This is a genomic window from Paenibacillus sp. FSL K6-2862, from assembly GCF_038005125.1.
GTDB classification, from domain to species: domain Bacteria; phylum Bacillota; class Bacilli; order Paenibacillales; family Paenibacillaceae; genus Paenibacillus; species Paenibacillus illinoisensis_A.
Genome location: NZ_JBBOSN010000001.1, coordinates 2,342,457 through 2,366,805, shown reverse-complemented (window position 1 = coordinate 2,366,805; position 24,349 = coordinate 2,342,457). Strand labels below are relative to the sequence as shown.

The following is a 24,349-nucleotide window of genomic DNA, read 5'->3' as shown; positions in this document are numbered from 1 at the left end:
TCCGGCATTTCGGATCGTCCAGCGCCTGTTCCCCGACTATTAATTTAAGTACGGGATGTTTTACATGTACATGCCGCCATCGACGTGTAATGTCTGCCCTGTCATATACGATGAAGCTCCCGATGCCAGGAATGTAACAACTCCGGCAATTTCATCCGGCTGCCCCAGTCGGGACAGCGGAATGCCACTCAGCATACCATCTACAAGTTCCTGTGACAATTCCTTGGTCATATCCGTCTCAATGAACCCAGGTGCTACACAGTTAACCGTGATGCCACGGGAAGCCAGCTCACGAGCGGACGCCTTGGTCAGACCGATGACCCCCGCTTTCGCAGCAACATAGTTGGCTTGTCCGGCATTACCCAGAACACCAACAACAGAAGAGATATTGATAATTCTGCCCGAGCGTTGTTTCATCATTGGACGAGTAACGGCTTTAAGGCAGTTAAATACCCCTTTGAGATTGGTCTCAATAACCTGATCAAACTCTTCCTCTTTCATGCGCATGATCAAATTATCACGTGTAATTCCTGCATTGTTAATCAGAATGTCAACATTGCCCCAGGCTTCAAGAGTAGCCTTAACCATTTGTTCAGCTTCATCCATTACTCCAACATTCGCCTGAATGGTGATGGCCTGAACTCCCTTGGCACGAATCTCTTCCGCCACTTCTTCAGCAGCAGCCTGACTGCCTGCATAGTTTACGGCTACATTGGCACCTGCTTCAGCCAGAGCAAGTGCAATACTGCGGCCAATCCCGCGGGATGCCCCTGTAACCAGTGCGTTTTTACCTTCTAACGGTTTAGACAACCTAATTCCTCCTTTCCCCAAATAACCTGTCTTTTAATCACTTTAATGCAGCTGCAGTAGCTTCAAGCGTTTCAAGACTGTTCACATTGTACAATTTTACGGATTTATCTGTTTTTTTAATCAATCCGGTCAATACACTTCCAGAACCAATCTCAACAAAGGTATCTACACCTTGCTCAATAAGCCATGTCACACTGTCTTCCCATAAAACCGGAGAATAGACCTGTTCCGTCAACAATTGTTGAACCTGTCCATTTTCCACAGGTCTTGCTGTCACGTTAGCGACTACAGGAACCTTGGCTGGCGAAAATGTTACGGTCTCCAGTTTCTCTGCCAGTTTCCCAGCAGCTTCCTTCATCAATGAGGAATGAAAAGGACCGCTAACTTCCAGTGGAATAGCACGCTTACCGCCAGCTTCCTTCACCCGTTCCGCTACAGCAGCCACACCTTCCTTGACACCGGAAATAACAATTTGACCCGGACAGTTCATATTAGCAAGTTCAACAACGTGACCTGTTTCGGATACGTCCCGGCAAAGCACCCCCAGCGCTTCCCGATCCGCACCCAGAACAGCAGCCATTGCTCCCTGCCCGCCTGGTACTGCTTGTTCCATATACTGACCACGTGCCCGTACAACGCTCACGGCGTCAGCGAATGTCAGAACGCCCGCTGCAACGAGAGCACTGTATTCACCCAGACTGTGTCCAGCCGTATAGTCAGGCTCAATCCCTTTTTCTTTAAAAGCCTCAAGCAATGCAATACTCGCAGTGAGCAGAGCCGGTTGCGTATTTGATGTCTGTTTCAACTCGGTCTCTGGTCCTTCAAACACGAGATTGCTCAGCGAGAAGCCCAGCACATCATCGGCTGTACGGAAAATTTCTGCTGCCGCAGGCACGGACTCATACGCGTCCTTGGCCATGCCTACAGCCTGTGATCCCTGTCCAGGAAATACAAATGCGATTTTGCTCATTAGATTTATCTCTCCCAGCTATCTAATTTACCAAACGAGTACAGATGCACCCCAAGTCAGTCCGCCCCCGAACCCAACCATCAAGATGGTGTCGCCGGCTTTCATGCGACCTTCTTCAGCTGCTTCCACCAATGCAAGCGGAATGGATGCTGCCGAAGTATTGGCGTATTTGTCTACGTTGACAACCACTTTTTCTTCCGGAAGCTCAAGTCGCTGCATGGCGGATTGAATGATACGAATATTGGCCTGATGAGGAACAAACAGATCCACGTCGGTGCGCTCCAACCCTGCTTTACGCAGAACTTCATCCGTTGCTGTACCCATTACACGCACGGCAAATTTGAACACTTCACGGCCATTCATGTAAATGTAGTGTTTTTTATTCTCAACCGTCTCTGCGGATGCAGGCAGACGGGAACCGCCGCCCTCCAGTTGAAGCAGGCCGCCTCCAGCACCTTCCGCTCCAAGGTCAAACGATTTGAACCCGCGACCTTCAGGAACTTCGCCAATAACGACCGCGCCCGCTCCGTCACCGAACAATACGCATGTGTTACGGTCTGTATAGTCCGTGATCCGGGATAGACAATCCGCACCAATAACAAGCGCGTTGTTGTACATGCCGCTTTGGATAAAGCTAGTTGCTGTTGCCAGGCCATATACAAATCCTGAACATGCAGCGGACAAATCAAACGCCGCAGCGCCTTTGGCGCCGAGCTTATCCTGCAAAATGCAGGCCGTAGACGGAAATGCCGAGTCCGGCGTTATTGTTGCTACGATGATCAGATCCAGATCACTGCCTGTCATTCCAGCAGACTCCAGCGCCTTCATAGCTGCTTCGTATGCCAGGTCCGAAGTCGCCTGATCCGGAGCTGCGATATGACGTTCCTTAATTCCAGTGCGGCTTACGATCCACTCGTCATTGGTATCTACCATTTTCTCAAGGTCACTGTTGGTCAAAATTTTCTCCGGTACATATTTCCCTGTACCGATAACCCCTACCGGGCGCAAATTATTCATGTCGTCACTCACTTCCCGCTAATTTCCTTAGATATGCTTTCTACCAATTGGTTCTGCACTGCAATTCTAGCTTGGCGAACAGCGTTTTTGATCGCATTGCCATCCGCTGATCCATGGCTCTTCACTACAAGTCTGCTCAACCCGAGAAGCGGCGCACCGCCATGCTCGGTATAATCCAGTTTCCGTTTCAGCCCGCGCAGCTCAGGCATCAGCACCGCTGCAGCCAGTTTGCTTTTGAGCGAAGATGAGAACTGTTCCTTAAGCAATGCAAAGATGGCACCTGCTGTGCCTTCCAGCGATTTCAGCAAAATGTTACCAGCAAATCCGTCACAGACAAGCACGTCACATGCACCGGTAAGGACATCGCGAGCTTCCACATTACCGACAAATCGAATCGGAAGCTGCTCCAGTAGCGGATATGCGTGCTTCGTTAGTTCGTTCCCTTTGCCCGGCTCCGTTCCGACATTGAGCAATCCCACTCGGGGTGAGTCGACTCCTTGTACTTTCTGCCGATATAAGCTACCCATAAGACCATATTGTGCCAAATGTTCGGGCTTGGCATCCATGTTGGCACCCAGGTCAAGCGCAAGCACGCCAACATCATCTATTGTTGGAATCATAGGTGCAAGTGCTGGTCGTTCAATACCTTCCATGCGGCCCACCACGAGCAGGCCGGTTGTCATGAGCGCTCCAGTATTACCTGCAGAGATCATGGCATCTGCTTCACCTTCCTTAAGCATGCGGCCCGCGACCACCATGGAAGCATCCTTTTTGCGACGAACGGCCTTAACAGGTTCGTCATCCGAACCGATCACTTCCGAAGCATGACGGACTGACAGGTTAGCCGGTTTGATCGCTGACTGATTCAAAAGCGGTTCCAGCTTGGCTTCATCACCAACAAGCACGATCTGTGTATCTGCCCATTCCGTGGCGGCAGCTATTGCACCTTCTACCGTTGCCTGGGGTGCATGATCGCCTCCCATGGCATCTATGACGATTTTCATTCCAGATGACCTCCCTCTAGGCTGTCGTCTCCACCCGAACGGTAGATGACAAAGTTGCCTTGAAACACCATTTCCTCACCTACATAGGTGAACACTTCAACTTTTGCTTTCCCCTTTTGACCCGAGATCGATCTCACATACGCTTTCGCAATACATTTCTCGGCCAGATGAACCGAACGAACAAATCGAATATCGGCCGAAGCCGTCAATGCAATCTCATCATTAATGACAGCGACTGCCAGGGAGTTAGCCTGGGCAAATACATAGTGACCACGAGCAATTCCCGTCCTTGAAAATACATGCTCTTCCTTGATCTCAAACAAGGAAATCCCACTTTTGTCCAGCTGCAAATCTACAATATCACCGATAATCTCATGCAGAGGCAGCGAGCGTACCTGGTCATACGAACGCTCTGCCATCAGTTTCATTCGTTCACGAAGCTCAGGAATCCCCAGCTCCAGACGGTCGAGGCGAATCGTTTGAATACTCACCTTCAATTGGCGAGTAAGTTCCTGATCTGTCACAAACGGATTGTCTTCGATCATTTTGGTCAATTGCTGCTGCCTCTGTCTCTTCGGTACACGTTCGATGCCTGACACCCCCCGCTGTATCGTATAAGAAAGCGTCCCATGCAGGTCCGTTCTATCATTTCACTTCGTTCTCTATAATTGAGCCTCTAAACTTCAGAGGTTATTCAACACACGAATTTATGGTTCTTCTCTATGTAACCCCAAATCTTAGAACCTGGTACTAAAGCATAGTATATCTCATCCTGTGTCAAAAAGAAAGACTGGGCGGGCAAAAACCACTCGCTGCTAAACAGCCGCTCTCCTGCATTCTACGAATCTTTCTTCTTGAAACAATCAACCGAAGTCAGCCCAGCCCTTAACAGGAACATAAATTTAAACATTCAAAAAAAGTAGTACCTCATCGAAATGAAGTACTACTTGATGTCTAACTATTATTGAGAGATGATCTCTCTTGCTTTGTACGTTCCGCACACTTTGCACACGTGGTGAGCAAGCTTCAATTCGCCGCATTGTTCACATTTCACCATGCCCGGTACAGCCAATTTAAAGTGAGTGCGACGTTTGTCGCGACGCGTCTTGGACGTTCTCCGTTGAGGTACTGCCATTATTCCCACCTCCTTATCAAAATCAACCTTTGCAGGTAGTTGTTACACTAGATTTTCATTTGCTCATTTAAAAAAATCCTTGAGCCCTGCAAGCCGCGGGTCGATAACTTCGTTATCGCAACCGCAGTCACCCTCGTTCAGCTCATGGCCACACTTTGGACATAGCCCTTTGCATGTATCGCTGCATAGCGGTATAAACGGTAGGTGCAGCAGAAAAGCTTCCTCGGCATATAGCTTCAGATCGATGTCCTCTCCATCCACATAGACAGTATCATCATCTTCAGACAAGTCCTCCGGCTGTTCTCCCTGCTTGAATTGCTCATGAAAATCAATATGAAGATGTTCACTAATCGGCTTGAGACAACGTGAGCACAACATGTCCACTCCAGCTGACACTTTGCCATGAACATCCACCACGCCCCCCGTTGCTTGTTCTGCAGATAAATCCGCAGTCAGCGGGGTAACGGCTGTGATATCTTGTCGGTTAGAAATCAGTTCCTTAATATCCCACTGTTCATTGAACTGCAGGGGCCGGTCACTGATAGCCACTTTGCGAAATGGCAATAACATTTCCCATCACTCCAAACGAAACCAATTTCATAATTCATGTTAAATGCTTTACCGCAGTTATACAGATCAAGTCTGATCGTTATACGCTTCATGTCTTGACTGTATGTATTCTGACGATTCATCGTTAAAAGTATTATGAAATTGACTTAACAAACAAAAATCATTATACCGATTTTCCAAGACGTTTGTCAACACTTTTAACTTTACACCCTTTTGGAAAAGAAAGATACCCGACCGATAAAAACACTCTTCCGCATTATAAACTTTCTCTCCGCCATACTACAAGCTAATCCTTTTGCTTGCATGACGGACACATTTCTTTAATTATTCGTGTGATGTAGATCACATGTCCCCCTTTAGACCCTATCTATACTTGCTATATGCCACGCATAATAGATCCATGGCGCAAGGTTATCCATCTAAATTGTCAATCCATTTCATAGGAGGAAAAATCCATGTTAAGCGAAAATACAATTCGAGTGATCAAATCCACCGTACCTGTACTTGAAGTTCACGGAGAGGCCATTACCAGCCATTTCTATAAAACAATGTTTGCACATCATCCCGAACTACTGAATATTTTCAATCATGCTAACCAAAAACAGGGGCGGCAGCAGGCCGCTCTTGCCAATATGGTATACGCTGCTGCCCTGCATATTGATAATCTCGCCGCAGTCCTGCCAGCCGTGCGTCAGGTTGCGCACAAACACCGCAGTCTTGGCATTGCCCCGGAACAATACGAAATCGTGGGCACCTATTTGCTAAAAGCGATCAAGGATGTGCTGGGTGATGCTGCGACCGAGGAGATTATTGCTGCGTGGGCAGACGCTTACAATGTTATTGCCGGTGTCTTTATCGGTTTAGAGAAGGAGCTGTACACAGCAAGCGAAAACCAAAACGGTGGCTGGGAAGGTTTCCGGTCATTCCGGGTTGCCAAAAAGGTAAAAGAAAGCGACCTGATTACTTCCTTTTATCTAGTGCCAACGGACGGCAATCCCATAGCCACATTTCAACCTGGACAGTATATCAGCCTCCGAATGAAACCTGAGGGAAATGCGTATGCCCAAATTAGACAGTACAGTCTTTCGGACGCTCCAGGAAAACCATATTACCGTATTTCTGTTAAACGTGAGAGTGCTCGGATGGAACGACCAGATGGTGTTATATCGACCTATCTGCATGATCATATCACAGAAGGAAGCTTGGTCGAATTGTCTGCTCCTGCAGGCGATTTCACACTGAACACGGAGGATCCACGCAATGTCGTATTATTGAGCGGTGGCGTTGGGCTTACTCCGATGATCAGCATGTTGAACACCCTGGTTGACAGAAATGTCCAGCGTTCAGTCACTTTTGTCCATGCTGCCCTAAATGGGGAAGTTCACGCTTTCAAGGATCATGTAAACACATTGGCAGAACAGCATGAAAACATACAGGCATTTTATTGTTATGCACAGCCGACACCAGATGACCGCGAGCAATCGCGTTTTCACAGAGAGGGTTATATTGATGCAGCCTGGCTGTCACAGATGATTCGCGAGCCCCTGGAATCTGATTACTATTTGACCGGTTCTGTCTCCTTTATGCAGACGATGTATGCGGCACTAGGCGAGATAGGCGTTTCACCTGAGAATATTCATTATGAGTTCTTTGGACCCAAAACAAACCTGATTCCTGCATCGGAAGCCATTTAATTTCTCTCCAGAAGAAATAATAAAGGATCATCCATGACTCCCCTGAGAGCACGGGCCGTATTCATCTGAATGCGACACCGTGCTTTTTTGGCGTTTTCTTAACGCTTTTATTTGAATAACGACACTCGTATCCCCTATTATTAAACAAGACGTTTCTGCTCGGCGAAGCAGCAATGACATTAATCGACCAATGCGAACAAAATTTCAGTCAGGTATTGAAGATATATAACATTGTTATTGAAAGGAGTGCACGCTGATGAAAGCTGTAGGTGTGATTGTTGAATATAATCCGCTGCATAACGGACATGTCTATCACTTGAATGAGGCCAGACGTCTAAGCGGTGCAGATGCCCTTGTGGCCGTCATGAGCGGCCCTTTTCTCCAGCGCGGCGAACCTGCCATTGTGGGCAAAAGGGCTCGGACCGAGATGGCGCTGCACGCAGGCGCCGATCTGGTGATTGAGCTGCCGGTTGCCTATGCGGTACAACCGGCGGAATGGTTTGCCTTCGGTGCGGTCTCGCTGCTGCACCGCACCGGGGTTGTGGACTCGCTCTGCTTCGGCAGCGAGTCCGGCGACCTGGACAGCCTGCAGCGCATTGCGCGCGTGCTGGCTGTGGAGCCCGCAGGGCTGCGCGAGGACATCGCGCGCCGCCTGCGGGAAGGCGCCAGCTACCCCGCCGCGTACGCAGGCGCGGCGGCAGCGCTGGCGCCCGGCGGCGTAAGCGAAGTTGCCGCCGCCGCACTGCTCGGGCAGCCCAACAATTCGCTTGGGCTGCACTACCTGATCGCGCTGGAACGAATCGGCAGCGCGATCCAGCCTTTGACGACGGCACGCACCGGTGCCGCGTATCATGAGGCGACGCCCGGACCGGGGGCGATCGCCAGTGCAACAGCCGTCCGCCGCCTACTGATGGCGGACGGCCCCCAGGCCGCCGCGCCGTATGTGCCGGCGGCAACACTTGCCATTCTGCAGCGCGAATGGCAAGCGGGACGCGCTCCCGTGCACTGGGAGCGCTTCGCCCAGCCGCTGCTGCACACCGCGGCGACCCGCCGTGCCTCCGAGCTGGCAAATATCGCCGAAGTCACGGAAGGATTGGAGCACAGGCTGCTTCGCACACTGGCTCAGCTTCCGGAGCCATCGGTCGAATCGCTGCTGGATGCACTCAAAACCAAGCGGTACACACGCACCAAGCTGCAGCGAATGTTGACCCATGTTCTGTTGAATCATGCCAAGGCTGAATTTACCCCGGACAAGCTAGCCGAAGGACCTGGTTATCTTCGTGTCCTTGGATTCAATTCACTGGGCCAAAGTCTCTTGAAGCAGATGAAAACGACTTCGTCCCTGCCTGTTGTGCTGAAACCGTCTGCCTTTACTCACAACCAGCTGGAGCTTGATTTGCAGGCACAAGCAGCGTATGCCCTCTCTTATGAGCAGACGGACACACGTGCCATGTACAGCGACTATTATGAGCCACCAGTTCGATGCTAAACGAAGCACAAATAAATTGTTCTAGGTGTTCTATCAAAAAAACCCCCTATGTCATATCGTTTATTCAAACGATGCATAGGGGATTTCCGTTTGTTTACTCTTACTCTTCCTTGATAGCGCAGTTGTTTCAAATCGCATCAATCACTATCAACCTTTTATGATTTGGCAGACAATGTTTTCAGATAAGCCAGGGCATCATCTACCGTATTCACAGGAACCAGTTTCATTTTAGTGCCAATCTGTTCGGCTTTGGCTTCTGCTTCCTGATAATTCTGTTTCGGAACGAAGAAAATCTCCGCCTCTTTTCGATCTGCAGCAACGATTTTATGCACCACACCACCAATGGGACCGACTACGCCTTCCTTGGTAATCGTGCCCGTGCCAGCAATTCGATGACCTTGGGTAAGGTCTCCGGGAGTAAGCTGATTATAAATTTCCAGGGTAAACATCAATCCGGCCGAAGGACCGCCAACCTGAGTATCCGTAAACGTAATTTGTTTATTCGAATCTTCGGGTTTTACTTTCTGTACGGTTCCGATCATTACGCCCAATCCAGGCCGGGTAGCACCCGTTTTGCTGTCTTTTACTTCAATCAGCTTCACATCACGGCTAATCGTCTCGCCTTCGCGTTCCAATTGCATTTCTACCGTATCTCCCACTTTTTTATCCTTCAACTGGGCAGATAATACGGTGTTATCCGGTGTAGCTGTGCCATTCACGCCGAGGATAATGTCGCCAGGAGCAATATCTCCTTGTGGTTTCGGATCCTCCGATAAACCAAACACGAAGATATGTTCAGGAACGATGGAATACTTAACACCCGCTTGCTCATAAGCCGCTTCCATGGCGGAAGATTGGGAATCGCTCATGAACCACACTTGTTCGGCAGAGTACTCTGCTTCCGTTTTTCCTTGCAGGCGGTCTTCCTTTTTGTCAATTTGCATATTTCGGTTAAACAAGGACGTACCCAGCAAGAACACATTGGCATACGTTGCTGACACCGTCGTCATCATGAATACACCACGTTCTTCCTGGTCCCCATCCTTAACCGTAACCATCGGTTTTACTTCATCCGCGCTGCCAGGCATATAGATGATATATGGCGTTGGCATGTACACTGCAACATAGACAACCAGAGCCACCACGATCACAAAGATCGAAGCTCTGAAGCCGCCAGATTTTCGAATCCGATTCATCGCATGAGCCCCCGTTCTTTGCGTTTCTTCTATAATTATAAGTCTAACATCCTCAATCTCACGCATACAATGGTACAGGCCGGATAGGCCGCAGTATTCTGTCGCTTGTCCGGTCAAGGCCGAACCGTTCCCAGGACGTCATTCGGCCGTCCAATCCGATTACTGCAGCCGAATGAATCGGCGCTATTTCATATGAGGTGAAACGATGACAATGCAGACTGAGGTTACAGGATCCAACCCGATCAGGTCAATACTCCTTAGTACCGGCGCTTTGTTACTGGTCGTCGCTGTAGTTGTATCTCCGAAAGATGCCTTCGATGCCTCCATTCAAGGATTGGACATCTGGTGGAAAATTATCTTCCCGGCAATGCTTCCGTTTCTGATGCTGTCGCAAATGCTCACTGCATTTGGTTTTACAGACGCTCTTGGCGTCTTGCTGGGACCACTGATGCAGCGTTGGTTTCGCCTCCCCGGCGAAGCTGGACTAGCCCTTGCCGTCGGCATGTGTGGAGGATTTCCTGCTGGGGCGGACACAGCGTCCCGTTTGGTTCGGGATCAGCAAATAACCGGCAAACAGGCCATTATTCTGGTCGCTGCAGCTCATTTCACCAATCCGATGATGATCATTCTGGTCATAGGTGCCGCTTTTCTTCACCAGCCTGCTGCCGGATACTTTCTGGTTATGATTCATTGGCTCAGTGGATGGATTGCCGCAATCATTGCCATTCATCTCAATCGCAGTGTTCAAAAACAGTCCACTACAGTCAGTCCCCCCAAGCGCAGTCAGCACCAGGGGCTTTGGTTTCAAATGATGAACGCAGCCCGTGAAGCCCAGGCCCGAGATGGCCGCGGGTTCGGCAAACTGCTGGGTGACACCGTGTCTCATGCGGTTCAGACGCTAATGATGACTGGTGGTTACATCATCGGTTTTGCCGTGTTCATACGACTTCTGGGCCTGTACATCACGCCCGGCAGTTCGGCTGCCCTCTGGCCTTCTGTATTGGAAGTGCATTTGGGCACATACCATTTAAGTCAAACGCCATGGGCTCCCTTGCTTACGATTCCCCTGATTGCTGCGGTTCTTGGTTGGGGTGGGCTGTGCTCCCATTTACAAGTCTCAGCTGTGATGAAATCCGCCGGAATGGCAGGCAAAAGCATGATCTATTTTGCTGCTGTACGTTTGCTTCATGCACTGATTGCCTTTTCATTAAGTGTCTTCCTTTGGATACCCTTTAGCCGCTACAGTGCAGAGGTATGGACTCCGTTCTGGCCTTTTGCAGGCGCGGATGAGACGACTCTGCTGCCGATGCAATCCCAGCTTGAAGGCAGCACCGCTGCGGCAGAAATTTTATGGAGCAGCTTCCCGGCAGTCTGTATCGGACTTGCGATCATTCTTGCCGTTATGATCAGCCTGTCAGGCTTGACCCACTGGTTTAACCGCCGTTTTTCTCGCTGATTTTCCGGCGAAGTGCAGTTTCCACTTCCGGGGACACCAGATCGGTTACATCTCCATGGTAATGAGCAATTTCCTTGACGATACTGGAGCTCAAATACGAATATTTCGGATTGGTCATCATAAAGATGGTTTCCGCATCCGGGTTCAGCTTGCTGTTGGTGGAAGCAAGCTGCAGCTCGTATTCAAAATCAGTCACGGAGCGTATACCACGAACGATGACCTGAGCTTCTTTTTGCCGAACATAATTGGCTGTCAGATCACGGAAGCTATCCACCTCCACATTAGACAGATGGCCTGTAACTTCTGTAATGAGCGCTTTACGCTCTTCCACCGTGAACAGTGGATTTTTGCTCATGTTATTCAGTACAGCCACGATGACGCGGTCAAATTGTTTGGAAGCCCTGGCGATAATGTCCAGATGGCCCATCGTTACAGGATCAAAACTCCCGGGATATACGGCAATCCGTTCCTGCCTGTGTATCATTTCAGTCATGAGGAGCCTCCTCTTCTGCTATGCTGTTTTCTCCATCATTCGATGCCTCAGGTGCATAATCATAGATGGACACAGCTGTCTCCCCATACACAGCCTTGCGCGTTTGTTCAAACGGGCCGAATTGCTCAGGGTAACTATATTTGGATTCATATTCAAGCACGATCGTCGCTTCCGGTTTAAGCAGTTCAAGTTCATGCATCGTAAGCATCAGCTCATCCCCGTTTTTCATCCGGTAAGGCGGATCGAGAAACACCAGATCAAATTGTGTCGTTCGCTTGGCAAGCGCCTTTAACGCACGACCTGCATCATTTCGGTATATAGCTGCCTGATCCTCCAGCTTGGTTGCCTTCAGATTGGCGCGGATCACTTCAATACTTTTGGATTCCAAATCAACAAAAACAGCCTTGTCCATGCCGCGGCTCAGCGCCTCAATTCCGAGACCACCACTACCCGCAAACAAATCCAATGCTGTACCGCCCTCAAAATAAGGGCCAATCATGCTAAACAGCGCTTCCTTCACCTTGTCGGTGGTCGGACGTGTTCCATTGCCAGGAACAGCCTTCAGCGGTCTGCCTTTCGCACTCCCGGATACCACTCTCACTGATGAGTCACCTTTTCTCTCTATGTAAGTTTATTGATACAGCTATCGTACCACACTCGGGTTCAGTTTGAAAAATAGTCTGTCTCCATTCATTTCAAAAAATTGTTGACCCGTTTTTGACGCATATGTATAAAAAGGAAACATTTCGGCCATTCTATAATTATCGACATCACAAGTGTCGTAGACAACCGCGGAGAAGACTTACGTTTCCCCATAAGCTCTTCGTCCGGTTTCTCCTCTCCCATGAAAAATAGGCCCTCGAAAGAGGGCCTGTTTTTATTTGCTTTTAAATATGTATGGAAACGATTAGCTAAGGCTGTATGCCCTCTTCAATAAGGTGTTACGGCTCCTTCCACTTCAACATCTGCTTCCGGCTCCAACCAACCGATTTCTTTGAGCCAAACTTCCATGTCATTCAGAAACGCTGCATGATCCAAATTCGCTATTTTGTATTTCTTTATCTTCTCACTCAAAAAAGCATAAAAGGAATGACCTAACTCAACCCGTTGTCTTCGTTTACTGAACTCTTTGTAACAGTCCTCACTTACCGTCATGTCAAAATAAATCACTTGCTCTTTTTTGGCATATCTGACCGTAGACTTTCGTTCATATTCTTCCGGCAGGCAGCGAAAAACAAAGAACAGCTCGATATCACATGCCGGATACTTCATTTCAGCTTGTTCGAAAACAGGCTCTAACTCGTCAGATAGGGAGGCGATGTATGTTAACCCGGACGTATCGGATGTTTTGCCCATTTTCACAGTAACCCACCTCCTTGATTTACCAGTTATTCATTGTTCTCCATCTCCCGGTATTTCCGATTGGAGCGCCGCAAGTTAACCATGGAGAACAACAGAAGAACTACCGGTAAAAATAGATTCCAATTCTGCTTAATAATCATCACAATACCGAAGAACACAATCGCGAGCCAGACCAGTATTTCAATAGCCTCAACCTTGGTTAGCGTATGCTTAAATGCTTTTTTGGAGATGAGACGAACGAGGTAATACACAAGCACAGCATAGAACACACCCATACCTAGGATTGCGACTAGAGCAATTAACATTTCCATGAACATGCCCCTCTCACCTCCAAATTTGTTTACCTTAAGTTCCTTTATTTTACCATATAAGAAAATGTGTGTCTCAAGTTAAACTCCAAGAAATATTTTGCGTTTCCATGTTACTTCTCTTCTGTAATAACCGTTGCGTTGTAGATCACAACACGTTTTCCATTCAGATCAAATAACACTTTATTGCCATATTCCGTATCCTGCACATCGATTTTCCCTTCATAGGTCTGAATCAACTCACCAGAGTCACTGTACACCTTAACAATCCGCTCCAGACCCCCGGAGTTGTTGGATCTCATCGTTTTCAGCGCCCGTTCACCCGAAGCCGTATTGAAATACCAGATGAAACACCCCACAATGATACCGAGTACAGCCAGGACGGTAACCCATACGCCCGTTTTTGCCTTTCTACTCATAATGTTGCCCCCCTTCAATCCATGTCTCGTACAGTACGAAACAGCTTCGATAGCGGTTTCACGAAATGCAATTTTCCACTTTTCTTCCAACAATAAAAAACAGAGGCCTCCGATATACGGGGACCCCTGTTCTCTATTTATTTGAAATGACTCTTACAGTGAACGAATGACAAATTCAAATTCCAGTTCGCCGTCCGAGGCAATGCGATATTCCGGATGAACCGGCGCACCCCAGCTATCATCACCGCCAACACCCATCTGTTTGCCAGCTACAGTAACCACTGTATAGTGCACTGGCGGCAGCTCGTATACATGCTGCGCGTTTTCCAGTTCGAATGCCGTATACGGCGATACATTTAGCTCAACGGGAGCTGCAGAAGCTTCAATTTTGAAGCCGCGTCCTGCATCATCCATCAGTTTCGCCCAGCGTACTCCTGTGCGGTTGCCCGATTCCTGTGGTACCAGGTATGGAGCAACCGTATTTGCCACTTTACTGCCATGAATGCCCAAGCGTGCTCCAAATGCACGATCCGCATAGTTTTCTTCCGGACCCATGGCCAGCCATTCCACGTTGCCATATTCCGGTGACGTTTTGAAAGACAAGGCATGAATCGGAAGGTCAGGCAATCCTGCTGTACCTTTATAGGCGTTATGAACATGCACGCTTCCATCTGCACGCACAGTATAAGTCACTTTTACCTGCACATCTGCAGAAATGTTGAGCTTGTACGTGAATTCAATGCGATATTGATCCGGTTTCTGTTCTGCCTTCCACTCGGCACATCTTGGCAGCAGACTAGCGGCATACCACGCACCAAGTTCAAAGCCCATGGCAGTCCCTTTATCATTATCCGTCGTTGCCCGCCAGAACAATGGCGCAGGAGGCTGAGCAATCGTCTCACGGCCTGACAGTTTGAGGGATACCAAAGTTCCGAAGGCTTTGGAGAACAGTACGTGAGTTTGACCTACACGGACACCAATATTCACATCCCCTTCAACCACCTGAATATCATTTGTCAGATTCAGATCCTCTGCAGCTGTTGCAGCCGAATCTTGTGCGAAGATAAATTGACCAAACGCGACTTCGTCCCCTTTATCCGCCCAGAGGGTAGCCTCTTTGAGAACAAACGCAGCATTAACCGCATATTCGCCACCAGCCAGAGTATCTGCATCCAGCGGAAGACTTACTGTTTTCTCGCTTTGTGCAGGTACATTGACTTCCAACGTTCCGCGCAGCACTTCATGTCCCTCACGTTCCAAACTGTACACCAGTTCCAATGCTGATGTATCTGCGAACAGGTTGCCATTAACGATTTTGACCCCTTCACGATCCGGGAACAACTTGATATTTTGATAAAGGAACTTCACTTCCTGCATTTTGGCCGTTACTTTGCGATCCGCATGCACGATGCCGTTCCCACAGAACGAGTAGTCCGAAGGACGATCGCCGAAATCGCCGCCGTATGCGAGGTATTCCTTGCCGTAACGGTCTTTCTTGTAAATGGATTGATCGATGTAATCCCAGATGAATCCACCCTGATACATCGGGTATTTGTCTTCCAATTCCGTATATTTGTGCATGCCACCGATGGAGTTACCCATGGCATGCATGTACTCACAGCTGATGTAAGGCTTGGTCGGATTCGCATTCAGGAATTCCTCAATGTCTGCTGGCTTGGCATACATGCGACTCTCCATATCACTTGTCTCATCAAAACGACGATCATGGAAGACTCCCTCATAGTGCACCAGACGTGTTGGGTCAGCCGATTTGAAGTATTGGGATACTTTGTAGATGACTTCGCCGCCGTGTGACTCGTTACCACAGGACCAGATCAGAATGGACGGATGGTTTTTGTCACGCTCCACCATGGATACAGCCCGGTCCATGACAATGTCATGCCACTCTGGTTTATCTCCAGGAATGACCCAGGAAGGCTCAACGGCGCCAAGCTTTTGCCAGGAACCATGTGTCTCCAGGTTCATCTCATCAATAACATACAACCCGTATTCATCACACAATTCATACCACAAGCTTTGATTCGGATAATGTGATGTACGAACCGCATTCATATTGTTCTGTTTGATGGTACGCACATCCCAGAGCATGTCCTCTTTGGTAATGGCACGGCCACGACGCGGGTTGAACTCGTGACGGTTTACTCCTTTGAATACAATGCGTTTACCGTTGATATGCATCACTTTATCGATCATTTCGAACTTGCGGAAACCAACGGACTGAGGAACCACTTCAACCAGCTGCCCTGCAGCATCATATACACGGATGTATAAACGATACAAATACGGAATCTCCGCACTCCACAAGTTTACCTTGCCGAACTCTTCCCGAAGACTAACCAGACCATTCGTAACTTCCACACCACCAAATGTTCTCAAAGCGTTCCCTTCAGCATCACGCAGCTCAGCTTCAACTCGTGCTCCCGCAGCAGCTTTACCTTCCAGCTTCAGATCGAGGTTCAGCGTACCGTTGGTATAAGATGGGTCCAGATCTGTTACCACACGCAGGTCCCGGATATGCGCTGCCGGTACCGTATAGAGATATACGTCTCTGAAAATGCCGGAAAAGCGCCAGAAATCCTGGTCTTCCAGCCAGCTGCCCGTGCTGCGTTGATATACTTCCACAGCCAGTTTGTTCTCTCCATCCTGAAGGAACGGTGTCAGATCGAAATCCGATGGGGTGAAGCTATCTTCACCGTATCCCACGAACTGTCCATTAAGCCACACATAGAATGCGGATTCCACTCCCTGAAAGGAAATAAATACCGGATTGTTCTGCCATTCTGATGGCAGGTGGAACGTCCGAATGTAGCTTCCAACTGCATTTTTGTCCTGTGGCAGTGCTGGCGGACGCAGTTCGTTCAATCCATCCCAAGGGTATTGTGTATTTACATATTGAATTTGGCCATATCCTTGAAGCTGAATGTGACCAGGCACTTCGATATCATCCCAGCCTTCACTGGAGTAATCCGATTGGTAGAACAGCTCCGGCCGACAATCCGGACGGATGGCATAATTGAATTTCCAGGTTCCGTTCAGGTCATAACGCATTTTCATGGTTCCTGCAGCCTGAGCTTCCTCCATGGTGCTGTAATAACGATGATCCGAGTAAGCGTTTAGACGGTTGACCTCAAAAACGCTTACATTTCCCAGCCAGTTGATATCTGCTTGTGTTGCTTTCATCGGCTCTCTCTCCCTCTAGTGCGAATTGTATAATATGAATTATTCAAGATTCAAACCTGTATTTCCTCTTCCAATAACAAACAGAAAGACAGAGGTACACCATTGCTGGTGTCCTCTGCGTTTTTTTCTACATCAGCCTTTTCAGATGACATCCACTATTCCTTTATTTCACAGAACCAACCATACCAGCGACAAAGTGTTTCTGCATAATGAAGAACACTAATGCTGTAGGCAGCGTGGCGATGACTATCGCTGTCATGATCACCCCATAATCCGGCGAGTAACTGGAGCCGAGGTTGGAGATCAGCAAAGGAATCGTTTGTTGATCTGGTGTCTGCAGCACAACGAGTGGCCACAGGTAGTTATTCCAGCTGCTCATGAATGTAATGATCGCTGCTGCCGCATATGTTGTTTTCATTGTAGGCATGTAGATCTTCAGGAAGATACCCAGTTCGCTAAGACCATCGATCCGGCCTGCTTCAAGCATCTCTTTCGGGAACATTTTGGTGTTCTGACGGAAGAAGAAGATCAGGAAGGCCGTTGTGATCGTTGGCAGAATGACTGCCGCCATTGTATTGATCCCCATAAACGGTGCAATTCCCGAGATGGTTGCAAACATCCGATAGAGCGGTACCATCAAGGCTGCGAACGGAATCATCATGGAAAGCAGCAGGATGTTGAAGACGATATCACGTGATTTCGTCCGGTATACTTCAAAACCGTAACCAGCCATGGAACCAATCAACAATGCAAGCACTGTGGAAATAATGGACACAATGGCCGAGTTGCCCAGTGCCTGTACCAGATTGGTCGTATCCAGCAGCTTAGTGAAGTTATCTATGAAAGCCGAGCCGGGTAACAATCTGCCTTTGGTGACATCTACCGAAGCATTCGTGGAGCTGACGAGCATCCAGAAAAATGGGAAGATCGATATGAAGGCCACAAGGGACAGGAATACATAGGTGAAAATGCGTTTCACTTTGTTCTTAGCCATTTTTATCACCTGCCACTTTAAACTGGATGATGGACAATACAATAATCATCAGCACGATGGAATACGAAACGGTTGCCGCATAACCGAAGTCCGGTGAATATTTGAACGAAAGGTTATAGATGTATTGCGAGATGGACATCGTTGCATTACCCGGTCCACCCTTGGTGATATTCATGATTTCATCAAAGATTTGCAAGGTACCAATCGTTGATGTAATGGACGTGAACAGGATAATCGGTTTGAGCAATGGTACTGTAATTTTGAAAAATTGAGTAAATGCATTTGCACCATCAATACGTGCTGCTTCATAGATGGATTGATCAATATTTTGCAGGGAAGACAGATAGAAAATCATGTTATATCCGGTCCAACGCCAAGTAACGGCGATTATGATCGTAATTTTAGCCCAGAAGGGGTCGGTGATCCATTGAATCGGTTCAGCAATGACATGCAGATTCATCAGGAATTGATTGACCATTCCATCTGCAGAGAACAAATACTTAAATACAACAGAGTAAGCAACCAGTGAGGTTACACAAGGCAAAAAGATTGCAGTACGGAAAAAGCTGCGGAAGCGCAGTGTGCTGTCATTCAACAGAACGGAAATGAACAATCCGAGAATGATCATGACAGGGACTTGAATGATCAGATACAAAAATGTATTCGATACGGCTGTACGGAATGTTGTATCAATAAACAACCTTTTATAGTTATCGAGCCCCGTAAATTCAAGATTGGCACCCACGCCAGACTTGAAAGATAAGAGCAGTGCCTGCAGCATCGGATAGAAGTAAAATGCAACAATCCCGATGACAGCGAGTGAAATAAAAGCCCATCCAGTCAAATTATTTTTCTTTTGGAGACTGTCTCCTGTATTCATGGCTTTCACAGTATGGCTCCTCTCTCTCCATGCAACATGGATAGAACCCATGGAGCCTTCCACCATGTCCGGTCGGCAGTGTGCTTCGCCAGACGGTGGAACGGCTCCGATGCTTCCTTGGGTTCTATAAGTTACCGTGGATCATCTTAGTTTAGTTGAGCTTCAGCTTGTTTTTGTGCATCAGCCAGAACGTCGTCGATTGCTTTGCCGTTCAGGAAGTTTTGCATTTCAACAACCAGAATGTCCTCAATTGCATATGTGTTGATACCGTAGTTTACGCTAGGGATTTCTTCAGTCCATTTTGCGAAGTCTGCAAACACTTTTTGTCCACCGAAGAACTCATCTTCTTTGTTAAACGCTTCACCTTCAGTTGCCGGTTTGTATGTTCCGATTGCGCCAATACCGTTCAGAAGGTCTTGATACAATTGTTTGTCAGAACCAAACGTACTGCCGAGGAAATCTGCAGCTTGATCTGCACCAGGAACATTGTTCATGACATACCAGGAGCTTCCTCCAAGGTTGGATGCATGTACAGAGTTTGGTTGACCAGCCATTTTAGGAAGCGGAGCTACCGCCCATTGTCCGGATTGGGATGCTTCTTGACGAACGGATGGTGTAATCCAGTTACCTGTTGGGATAGTGGATACGTCACCATTGTTGAATGCTGCTACGAACTGGCTCCAGTCGGAGTTCAGTTTAACCACATTGGCGTCCATCATTGCTTTGTAAGTGACAAATGCTTCTTTCAGTGCTTCATTGCCAGCCAAGTTTGGTGTTTTGCCATCTTCTTTGGAGTACCATGAACCTGCGGATTGAATCATCATACGAATCAGACCCAGGTCATTCGGATCCAGAGTGATCAGATCTTTACCTGTTTTTGCTTTTACATCTTTACCAATTTGGATGTAATCATCCCACGTAATATCTTGCAGATCTTCAGCTTTGTAACCAGCTTGCTCCAGCAGGTCGGTTCTGTAGTAGAGACCTGTTACACCGGAGTCAAATGGAACACCATATTGTTTGCCGTCATAAGCTGTCGGTCCCAATTTGTAATCGGCAAAGTCAGAAGCCGTGAAATTGGAAGACAGATCCTTGAAGGCATCAGGGTAAGCATTCAGGAAGCTTTGTGCACGGTAGTCTTCAATTAGTACGATGTTTGGAAGACCGTTGCTTGTTCCCGAGTTCAGACCTGTGTTAAGTTTTTGGATAATATCATTTTGTGCGTATTCAACAACGTTGATTTTTACATCAGGATGATCTTTAGCGTAAGCTTCTTTTGCTGTATTCAATGCAGCAATGTTGAACGACGGGTCCCATGCCCAGATCGTAATCTCATTGGATTCTTTTTCACCCTCGCTAGCCGTGTTGCCTCCTCCTCCGGAAGAACATGCGGACAACAGCAGGACAGTAACGAGCATCAATACCCACATTTTTTTCAAATCATTCAACTCCCCTTCAACCTCTTTGTGTGTAATTTGTTTGCGTTTTCTGAAAGCGGTTGCTTTCGATGTATTCATCTTATCATTCCCAAATCGGCATTCGTTAGTAATAATTTTGTACGGATTTGTCATCTTATTGCCACAATGAAAACCTTTACAGAAACCGTTTGCATTAAATTTGGCTTTTGGTAATTCCTTTTGATTTTGGAGTAGATCGAGCCAAAAATTTTACCATTCAAGCAAAACACCGCTTTCATTTACCAAAACAAAAAAAGCCCTTCGTGTGGAGACCACTCCACAGAAAGACTTTTGATCCGTGTTTGTACACTCATATTGCATTTGCGCCATTTCTTCAGCTTGTAATCAGCGGAAGTGTGACCGTCACTCTTGTCCCCTCGCCTGGGGTACTCATAATGGTCACACCGTAAGGGGCACCATACAGCAGTTCAATTCGGTCATGTACATTACGAATACCAATGCCGCTAAACAGCTGCCGATTATTTTTGGGATTAGGCAATGATTCGCCCATTGAGAACCCTTCAATACCATCTCCGTTATCCATGATCTCACATATCAGTGTTTCTCCTGTCCGAGAAACAAGAACATGAATGGTGCCGGTCTCTTTGCGGTTAAAGGCGTGAAAGAAGGCATTTTCAATAAACGGTTGGATGACAAGTTTGGGTACATGGTAGTGATTACAGTCGGGTGCTACATAGAAGGCCGCTTTGATTCGTCCACCATAACGGACATGATTGATGAAGACATAGTTCCTCAGGTTCTCCACTTCCTGCTCTACCGTGACCGTCTCGCTTACATCACTGATCGTATTTTGCAGTAAGGCAATCAATGCATTAATCGTCTCTGCTGCCCGATCCTTGTTTCCCTGCTGCACGAGTACCTTCACCGAAGCCAAGGTGTTATACAGAAAATGAGGATTGATCTGGCTTTGCAATGCCGCAAGTTCTGCATTGCGCTGTTCCCGCTGGGTCAATACGAGCTGATCCACATAGTCATGAAGCTCATCAAGCATGTAATTGTACGCGTGACCAAGCTGCCTGCTCTCATAACTTCCACTAACCGGAATGTAGTTATCGAGATCGCTTTTTGTAATATTGGACATTTGCTTCACAAGCCTGCGCAGCGACTTTGTAATCTGGTTGGTGATTAGAAACACCAGTACAAGCGCCCCAGCTACAATGGCTGCACAAATCAAGGCAATGGTTTTGAGATCAAGCAATTGTCCCACAGCCTGATTCTTATCAACGACATTAATAATATAGAAACGGTAAAACGGCAGATATTCGGATAATACTACGCTGTCCTGCTCCATTACCTTTGCGTTTATACCATTATTCTCGCTCTTCGTGGCCATTTGTCTGGCATAAGATAAAAGCTCCAGCTGCTTCGTACCAATCCATTCCTCCCGGTTGGAAGATACAATTTCCCCATTTTCATTGAGGATGACTACATCGTTGCCTCTGCTCGTGAAACTGCTGTAGAACTGACGGAACACATTCTCTTTGATGGTTACATAAAGCGTTCCGTAAATCCGGCTCTGGGTTCGATCCGCCAGTGCTTTGGTAGCGGAGATCATCTGCTCTGTGCCAACGTCGGTGTCCGTTCGGTAATCGTCAAAAATCAACCGATTCGGTGTCTCCACCGCGTCGATCGTAATCGGCAGTTCTCTCAACTCCTCCAGCGACATCCTCAGGTGGGACCGGTCCGTAGAATAGGTACGCCCATTAATTCCGCTAATCGTAATGCCAACCTCATAGGATTCCATAATGGACTGGATACGGTCCATCGATTCCCTCATATTATAATAGGACTTAGCCATCGTGAGAGAATCCCCTTCTCCCTCGGACAGATAGCCGCGAATGGCCCCGCTTTGGCTTACGTTGTTGGAGACGGCCGCAATCGCATCATTAAAGGATTCGAAGGTGGTCTTAATCTGACTAAGCACCTTGGAGTTGGTGATGCTAAATGTCTCGGTAAACAGCTTCGTCGACATATGGACGGTAGTCCATAAAATAAGTACGGAAACGAGAATGATGCTAATCACCATGACGAGAAACAGCTTAGGAAACAATCCGAGACGTGATAATCCGTTCATCCATTTCTTCATGATCTATTCCTTCTGACTTTATGCCCAGAATTTCCGACGATATCGGCTTGGTGACAGTCCGGTAAATTTTTTGAACACTTTGCAGAAATAGCTGTGATCCGAATAGCCTACCATGCTGCTGATTTCGGAAATGGTAACATCATCCGATCGCAATAGTTCTTCTGCCTTCTCAATGCGAATTTTGTTCAGATATTCGTTGAATCCTTCTTTTTTATGTGACGAAAAATAACTCGATAGATACGATGGATTAAAATGAAAATGCTTCGCGACTTCAGCGAGACCGAGCGGTTGATCGAAATGCTCATGCATATATTCAAGCAGCATCTTCATATTGGGGTCACTGCGTTTTCCTCCATCACCAGCCGTGCATTCCTGCACTTCAAGCATGAACTGATCAAGCACCTGCATGGCTTCATTCAGGCTTGAAGCTCCGTCCACGTTTTTGAAATAAGAATACTTGCTCTCTTCCAGAGCCGAAGATTGTACATCCATATCCGCAAGGGTAATCGTTACGTTGAAAATCAGATTGCCCAAAAAGGATTTGATTTCGAACACATCCGCAATGTAGTCACGTCCCAGGGTAAGGGCATGCTCTTTCAAATACTCCCTGGCTGACTCGGTACGATTCCGCTTTACGTGCTGCAAAAACATATTCACATTAAACTGGTAACCTGCCGTATGCAGTGGTGGAAGTTCGCTGAAGACAAGAATTGAACGTTCCTCATAATAAAACCGATATTCCATGAGTTTAATAAGTTGATTACGGTACACTTCACCCATCTGATCAAATGATGTAAAGCTGTCACTTAAGACCCAGCTGGGACCATTAATGCCTGCTCCATTTTCAATGGCCATCTCTTTGATCCGCCCGATCATCCACTCCTCTTTGGCAGGGTCTACATTCAAAAGGAATATAGGCATTTCACTTTCCACCGGTACCATAGCACATTCCACATCGGCAAGGTAATTTAGCAGCTTGCTTTCGGTATCCTTCTGACTCAAGTGCGAATGCTTCCCGGAAACAAGGAGGCGAAAACAATGATGTGGAAACGTGTCCCTGACCATAGCCATATCTTTTTCATCTTCCAATGCAAAACCGGATATCATCTTCTCCATAAACTGTCCCAGCTTCCACCCTTCATTTGAAGGCTCATACTGCAGTTCAGGAATTTTCCCGGCCGTTCGCTGAAGTACCTGCAGCAGCTCGTCGGTGTCCAGCTTTGGTTTCAAAATGTAATCTGCAGCTCCGTGCTGAAGTGTCGAACGCACATATTCGAATTCACTGAAGCTGCTGAGCACAATGACTTCGATCTGCGGCTGGCTCGCTTTAAGCGTTCGTACAAACGCTTCACCGTCCATTAGTGGCATCACAATGTCGGTTATGACGATGTCAGGCTTCAGCAAACGCACCTGTTCCAGGCCTTCTTCGCCATTGGACGCTTCCCCAACAATCTGGAATCCTTCCGATTCCCAATTCATATGATGCTTGATCCCCTGGCGTACCAGAAACTCATCGTCAACAATCAGCACCTTGCACAACCGGTTCATGATCGCGACCCCCTTGTCTAATCTTTCCTCTATGTCTCTACAGGTTATACCTTTTTTATATCGGATATAACGGGTCCCCAGTGTTAGCGGTTACAACAATTTTAAAGTTTGGTTCTCTCTTTATATCCCAAAATCGTTGTTAAATCAATGGAAATTGAAAGCCAGACGTATTCCTGAAAGAAAATCCACTCATTCATTTTACACTATTTTTCGACAAAAAAAGAAGCCATGGTTCACCT

Annotated in this window: 22 protein-coding genes; 3 read left to right on the top strand and 19 right to left on the bottom strand. The window is 47.5% G+C overall.

Translation table 11 applies throughout. The features are described from left to right. Window positions 1-60 precede the first annotated feature (60 nt). The 7 genes from fabG to MHB82_RS10915 all read right to left on the bottom strand — a co-directional run bounded on the left by fabG (window position 61) and on the right by MHB82_RS10915 (window position 5,506). Entirely contained in the window at window positions 61-810 is a 750-nt protein-coding gene (gene fabG, locus MHB82_RS10945; protein ID WP_095358716.1) for a 3-oxoacyl-[acyl-carrier-protein] reductase, read from the bottom strand. Between the two features lie 37 nt (window positions 811-847). Continuing rightward, the gene (gene fabD / locus MHB82_RS10940) at window positions 848-1,780 is read right to left on the bottom strand and encodes an ACP S-malonyltransferase (protein ID WP_341174663.1); all 933 of its coding nucleotides are present in this window, start codon (window positions 1,778-1,780) and stop codon (window positions 848-850) included. A gap of 27 nt (window positions 1,781-1,807) precedes the next feature. Then, the gene (locus tag MHB82_RS10935; protein ID WP_095358718.1) at window positions 1,808-2,797 is read right to left on the bottom strand and encodes a beta-ketoacyl-ACP synthase III; all 990 of its coding nucleotides are present in this window, start codon (window positions 2,795-2,797) and stop codon (window positions 1,808-1,810) included. Between the two features lie 8 nt (window positions 2,798-2,805). Beyond that, complete coding sequence (gene plsX / locus MHB82_RS10930) at window positions 2,806-3,801, bottom strand: phosphate acyltransferase PlsX (protein WP_095358719.1); 996 nt, start codon at window positions 3,799-3,801, stop codon at window positions 2,806-2,808. After that, on the bottom strand, window positions 3,798-4,346 hold the full coding sequence (gene fapR, locus MHB82_RS10925) for a transcription factor FapR (RefSeq protein WP_221192561.1): 549 nt from the start codon (window positions 4,344-4,346) through the stop codon (window positions 3,798-3,800). The genes plsX and fapR overlap by 4 nt, the downstream gene beginning before the upstream one ends. A gap of 416 nt (window positions 4,347-4,762) precedes the next feature. Continuing rightward, window positions 4,763-4,936, bottom strand: a complete 174-nt coding sequence (gene rpmF / locus MHB82_RS10920) for a 50S ribosomal protein L32 (RefSeq protein WP_090923906.1) — start codon at window positions 4,934-4,936, stop codon at window positions 4,763-4,765. Between the two features lie 63 nt (window positions 4,937-4,999). Next, window positions 5,000-5,506 (bottom strand): YceD family protein, encoded by a 507-nt coding sequence (locus MHB82_RS10915; RefSeq protein ID WP_095358720.1) that lies wholly within the window; start codon window positions 5,504-5,506, stop codon window positions 5,000-5,002. 455 nt (window positions 5,507-5,961) lie between these two features. On the opposite strand from MHB82_RS10915, the gene hmpA reads away from it, so the two are divergent. Together hmpA and MHB82_RS10905 are read left to right on the top strand one after the other, a co-directional pair. Continuing rightward, entirely contained in the window at window positions 5,962-7,200 is a 1,239-nt protein-coding gene (hmpA, locus tag MHB82_RS10910; RefSeq protein WP_341174662.1) for an NO-inducible flavohemoprotein, read from the top strand. A gap of 256 nt (window positions 7,201-7,456) precedes the next feature. Beyond that, on the top strand, window positions 7,457-8,689 hold the full coding sequence (locus MHB82_RS10905; RefSeq protein WP_341174661.1) for a nucleotidyltransferase: 1,233 nt from the start codon (window positions 7,457-7,459) through the stop codon (window positions 8,687-8,689). A gap of 155 nt (window positions 8,690-8,844) precedes the next feature. Here MHB82_RS10905 and MHB82_RS10900 read toward each other — a convergent pair whose 3' ends face one another. Further along, complete coding sequence (locus tag MHB82_RS10900; RefSeq protein WP_095358723.1) at window positions 8,845-9,885, bottom strand: SepM family pheromone-processing serine protease; 1,041 nt, start codon at window positions 9,883-9,885, stop codon at window positions 8,845-8,847. Between the two features lie 205 nt (window positions 9,886-10,090). Between MHB82_RS10900 and MHB82_RS10895 the strand changes: the two genes are divergently transcribed. Then, a complete protein-coding gene (locus MHB82_RS10895) occupies window positions 10,091-11,341 on the top strand; it encodes a nucleoside recognition domain-containing protein (RefSeq protein ID WP_341174660.1) in 1,251 nt (416 codons plus the stop codon). Here MHB82_RS10895 and coaD read toward each other — a convergent pair. The 11 genes from coaD to MHB82_RS10840 all read right to left on the bottom strand — a co-directional run bounded on the left by coaD (window position 11,319) and on the right by MHB82_RS10840 (window position 24,110). After that, window positions 11,319-11,825, bottom strand: a complete 507-nt coding sequence (gene coaD / locus MHB82_RS10890) for a pantetheine-phosphate adenylyltransferase (protein WP_095358817.1) — start codon at window positions 11,823-11,825, stop codon at window positions 11,319-11,321. The genes MHB82_RS10895 and coaD overlap by 23 nt on opposite strands. Window position 11,826: 1 nt before the next feature. After that, window positions 11,827-12,435 (bottom strand): 16S rRNA (guanine(966)-N(2))-methyltransferase RsmD, encoded by a 609-nt coding sequence (gene rsmD / locus MHB82_RS10885; protein ID WP_095287869.1) that lies wholly within the window; start codon window positions 12,433-12,435, stop codon window positions 11,827-11,829. 329 nt (window positions 12,436-12,764) lie between these two features. Next, a complete protein-coding gene (locus MHB82_RS10880) occupies window positions 12,765-13,196 on the bottom strand; it encodes a hypothetical protein (RefSeq protein WP_341174659.1) in 432 nt (143 codons plus the stop codon). Between the two features lie 26 nt (window positions 13,197-13,222). Continuing rightward, on the bottom strand, window positions 13,223-13,507 hold the full coding sequence (locus MHB82_RS10875; RefSeq protein WP_141236942.1) for a hypothetical protein: 285 nt from the start codon (window positions 13,505-13,507) through the stop codon (window positions 13,223-13,225). Between the two features lie 110 nt (window positions 13,508-13,617). Continuing rightward, window positions 13,618-13,923: a hypothetical protein gene (locus MHB82_RS10870; protein WP_095358818.1), complete on the bottom strand. Its 306-nt coding sequence runs from the start codon at window positions 13,921-13,923 to the stop codon at window positions 13,618-13,620. A 153-nt stretch (window positions 13,924-14,076) separates the two neighbouring features. Further along, window positions 14,077-17,124: a glycoside hydrolase family 2 TIM barrel-domain containing protein gene (locus MHB82_RS10865; RefSeq protein WP_341174658.1), complete on the bottom strand. Its 3,048-nt coding sequence runs from the start codon at window positions 17,122-17,124 to the stop codon at window positions 14,077-14,079. 163 nt (window positions 17,125-17,287) lie between these two features. After that, complete coding sequence (locus tag MHB82_RS10860) at window positions 17,288-18,118, bottom strand: carbohydrate ABC transporter permease (RefSeq protein ID WP_095358728.1); 831 nt, start codon at window positions 18,116-18,118, stop codon at window positions 17,288-17,290. Continuing rightward, a complete protein-coding gene (locus MHB82_RS10855; protein WP_095287984.1) occupies window positions 18,111-18,998 on the bottom strand; it encodes a carbohydrate ABC transporter permease in 888 nt (295 codons plus the stop codon). Before MHB82_RS10855 ends, MHB82_RS10860 begins: the two co-directional genes overlap by 8 nt. A 146-nt stretch (window positions 18,999-19,144) precedes the next feature. Then, window positions 19,145-20,437, bottom strand: a complete 1,293-nt coding sequence (locus MHB82_RS10850; protein WP_095358819.1) for an ABC transporter substrate-binding protein — start codon at window positions 20,435-20,437, stop codon at window positions 19,145-19,147. A gap of 352 nt (window positions 20,438-20,789) precedes the next feature. Continuing rightward, window positions 20,790-22,562, bottom strand: coding sequence for a sensor histidine kinase (locus MHB82_RS10845; protein WP_341174657.1), 1,773 nt, complete (start codon window positions 22,560-22,562; stop codon window positions 20,790-20,792). 18 nt (window positions 22,563-22,580) lie between these two features. Continuing rightward, the gene (locus MHB82_RS10840; RefSeq protein WP_341174656.1) at window positions 22,581-24,110 is read right to left on the bottom strand and encodes a response regulator transcription factor; all 1,530 of its coding nucleotides are present in this window, start codon (window positions 24,108-24,110) and stop codon (window positions 22,581-22,583) included. Window positions 24,111-24,349 lie beyond the last annotated feature (239 nt).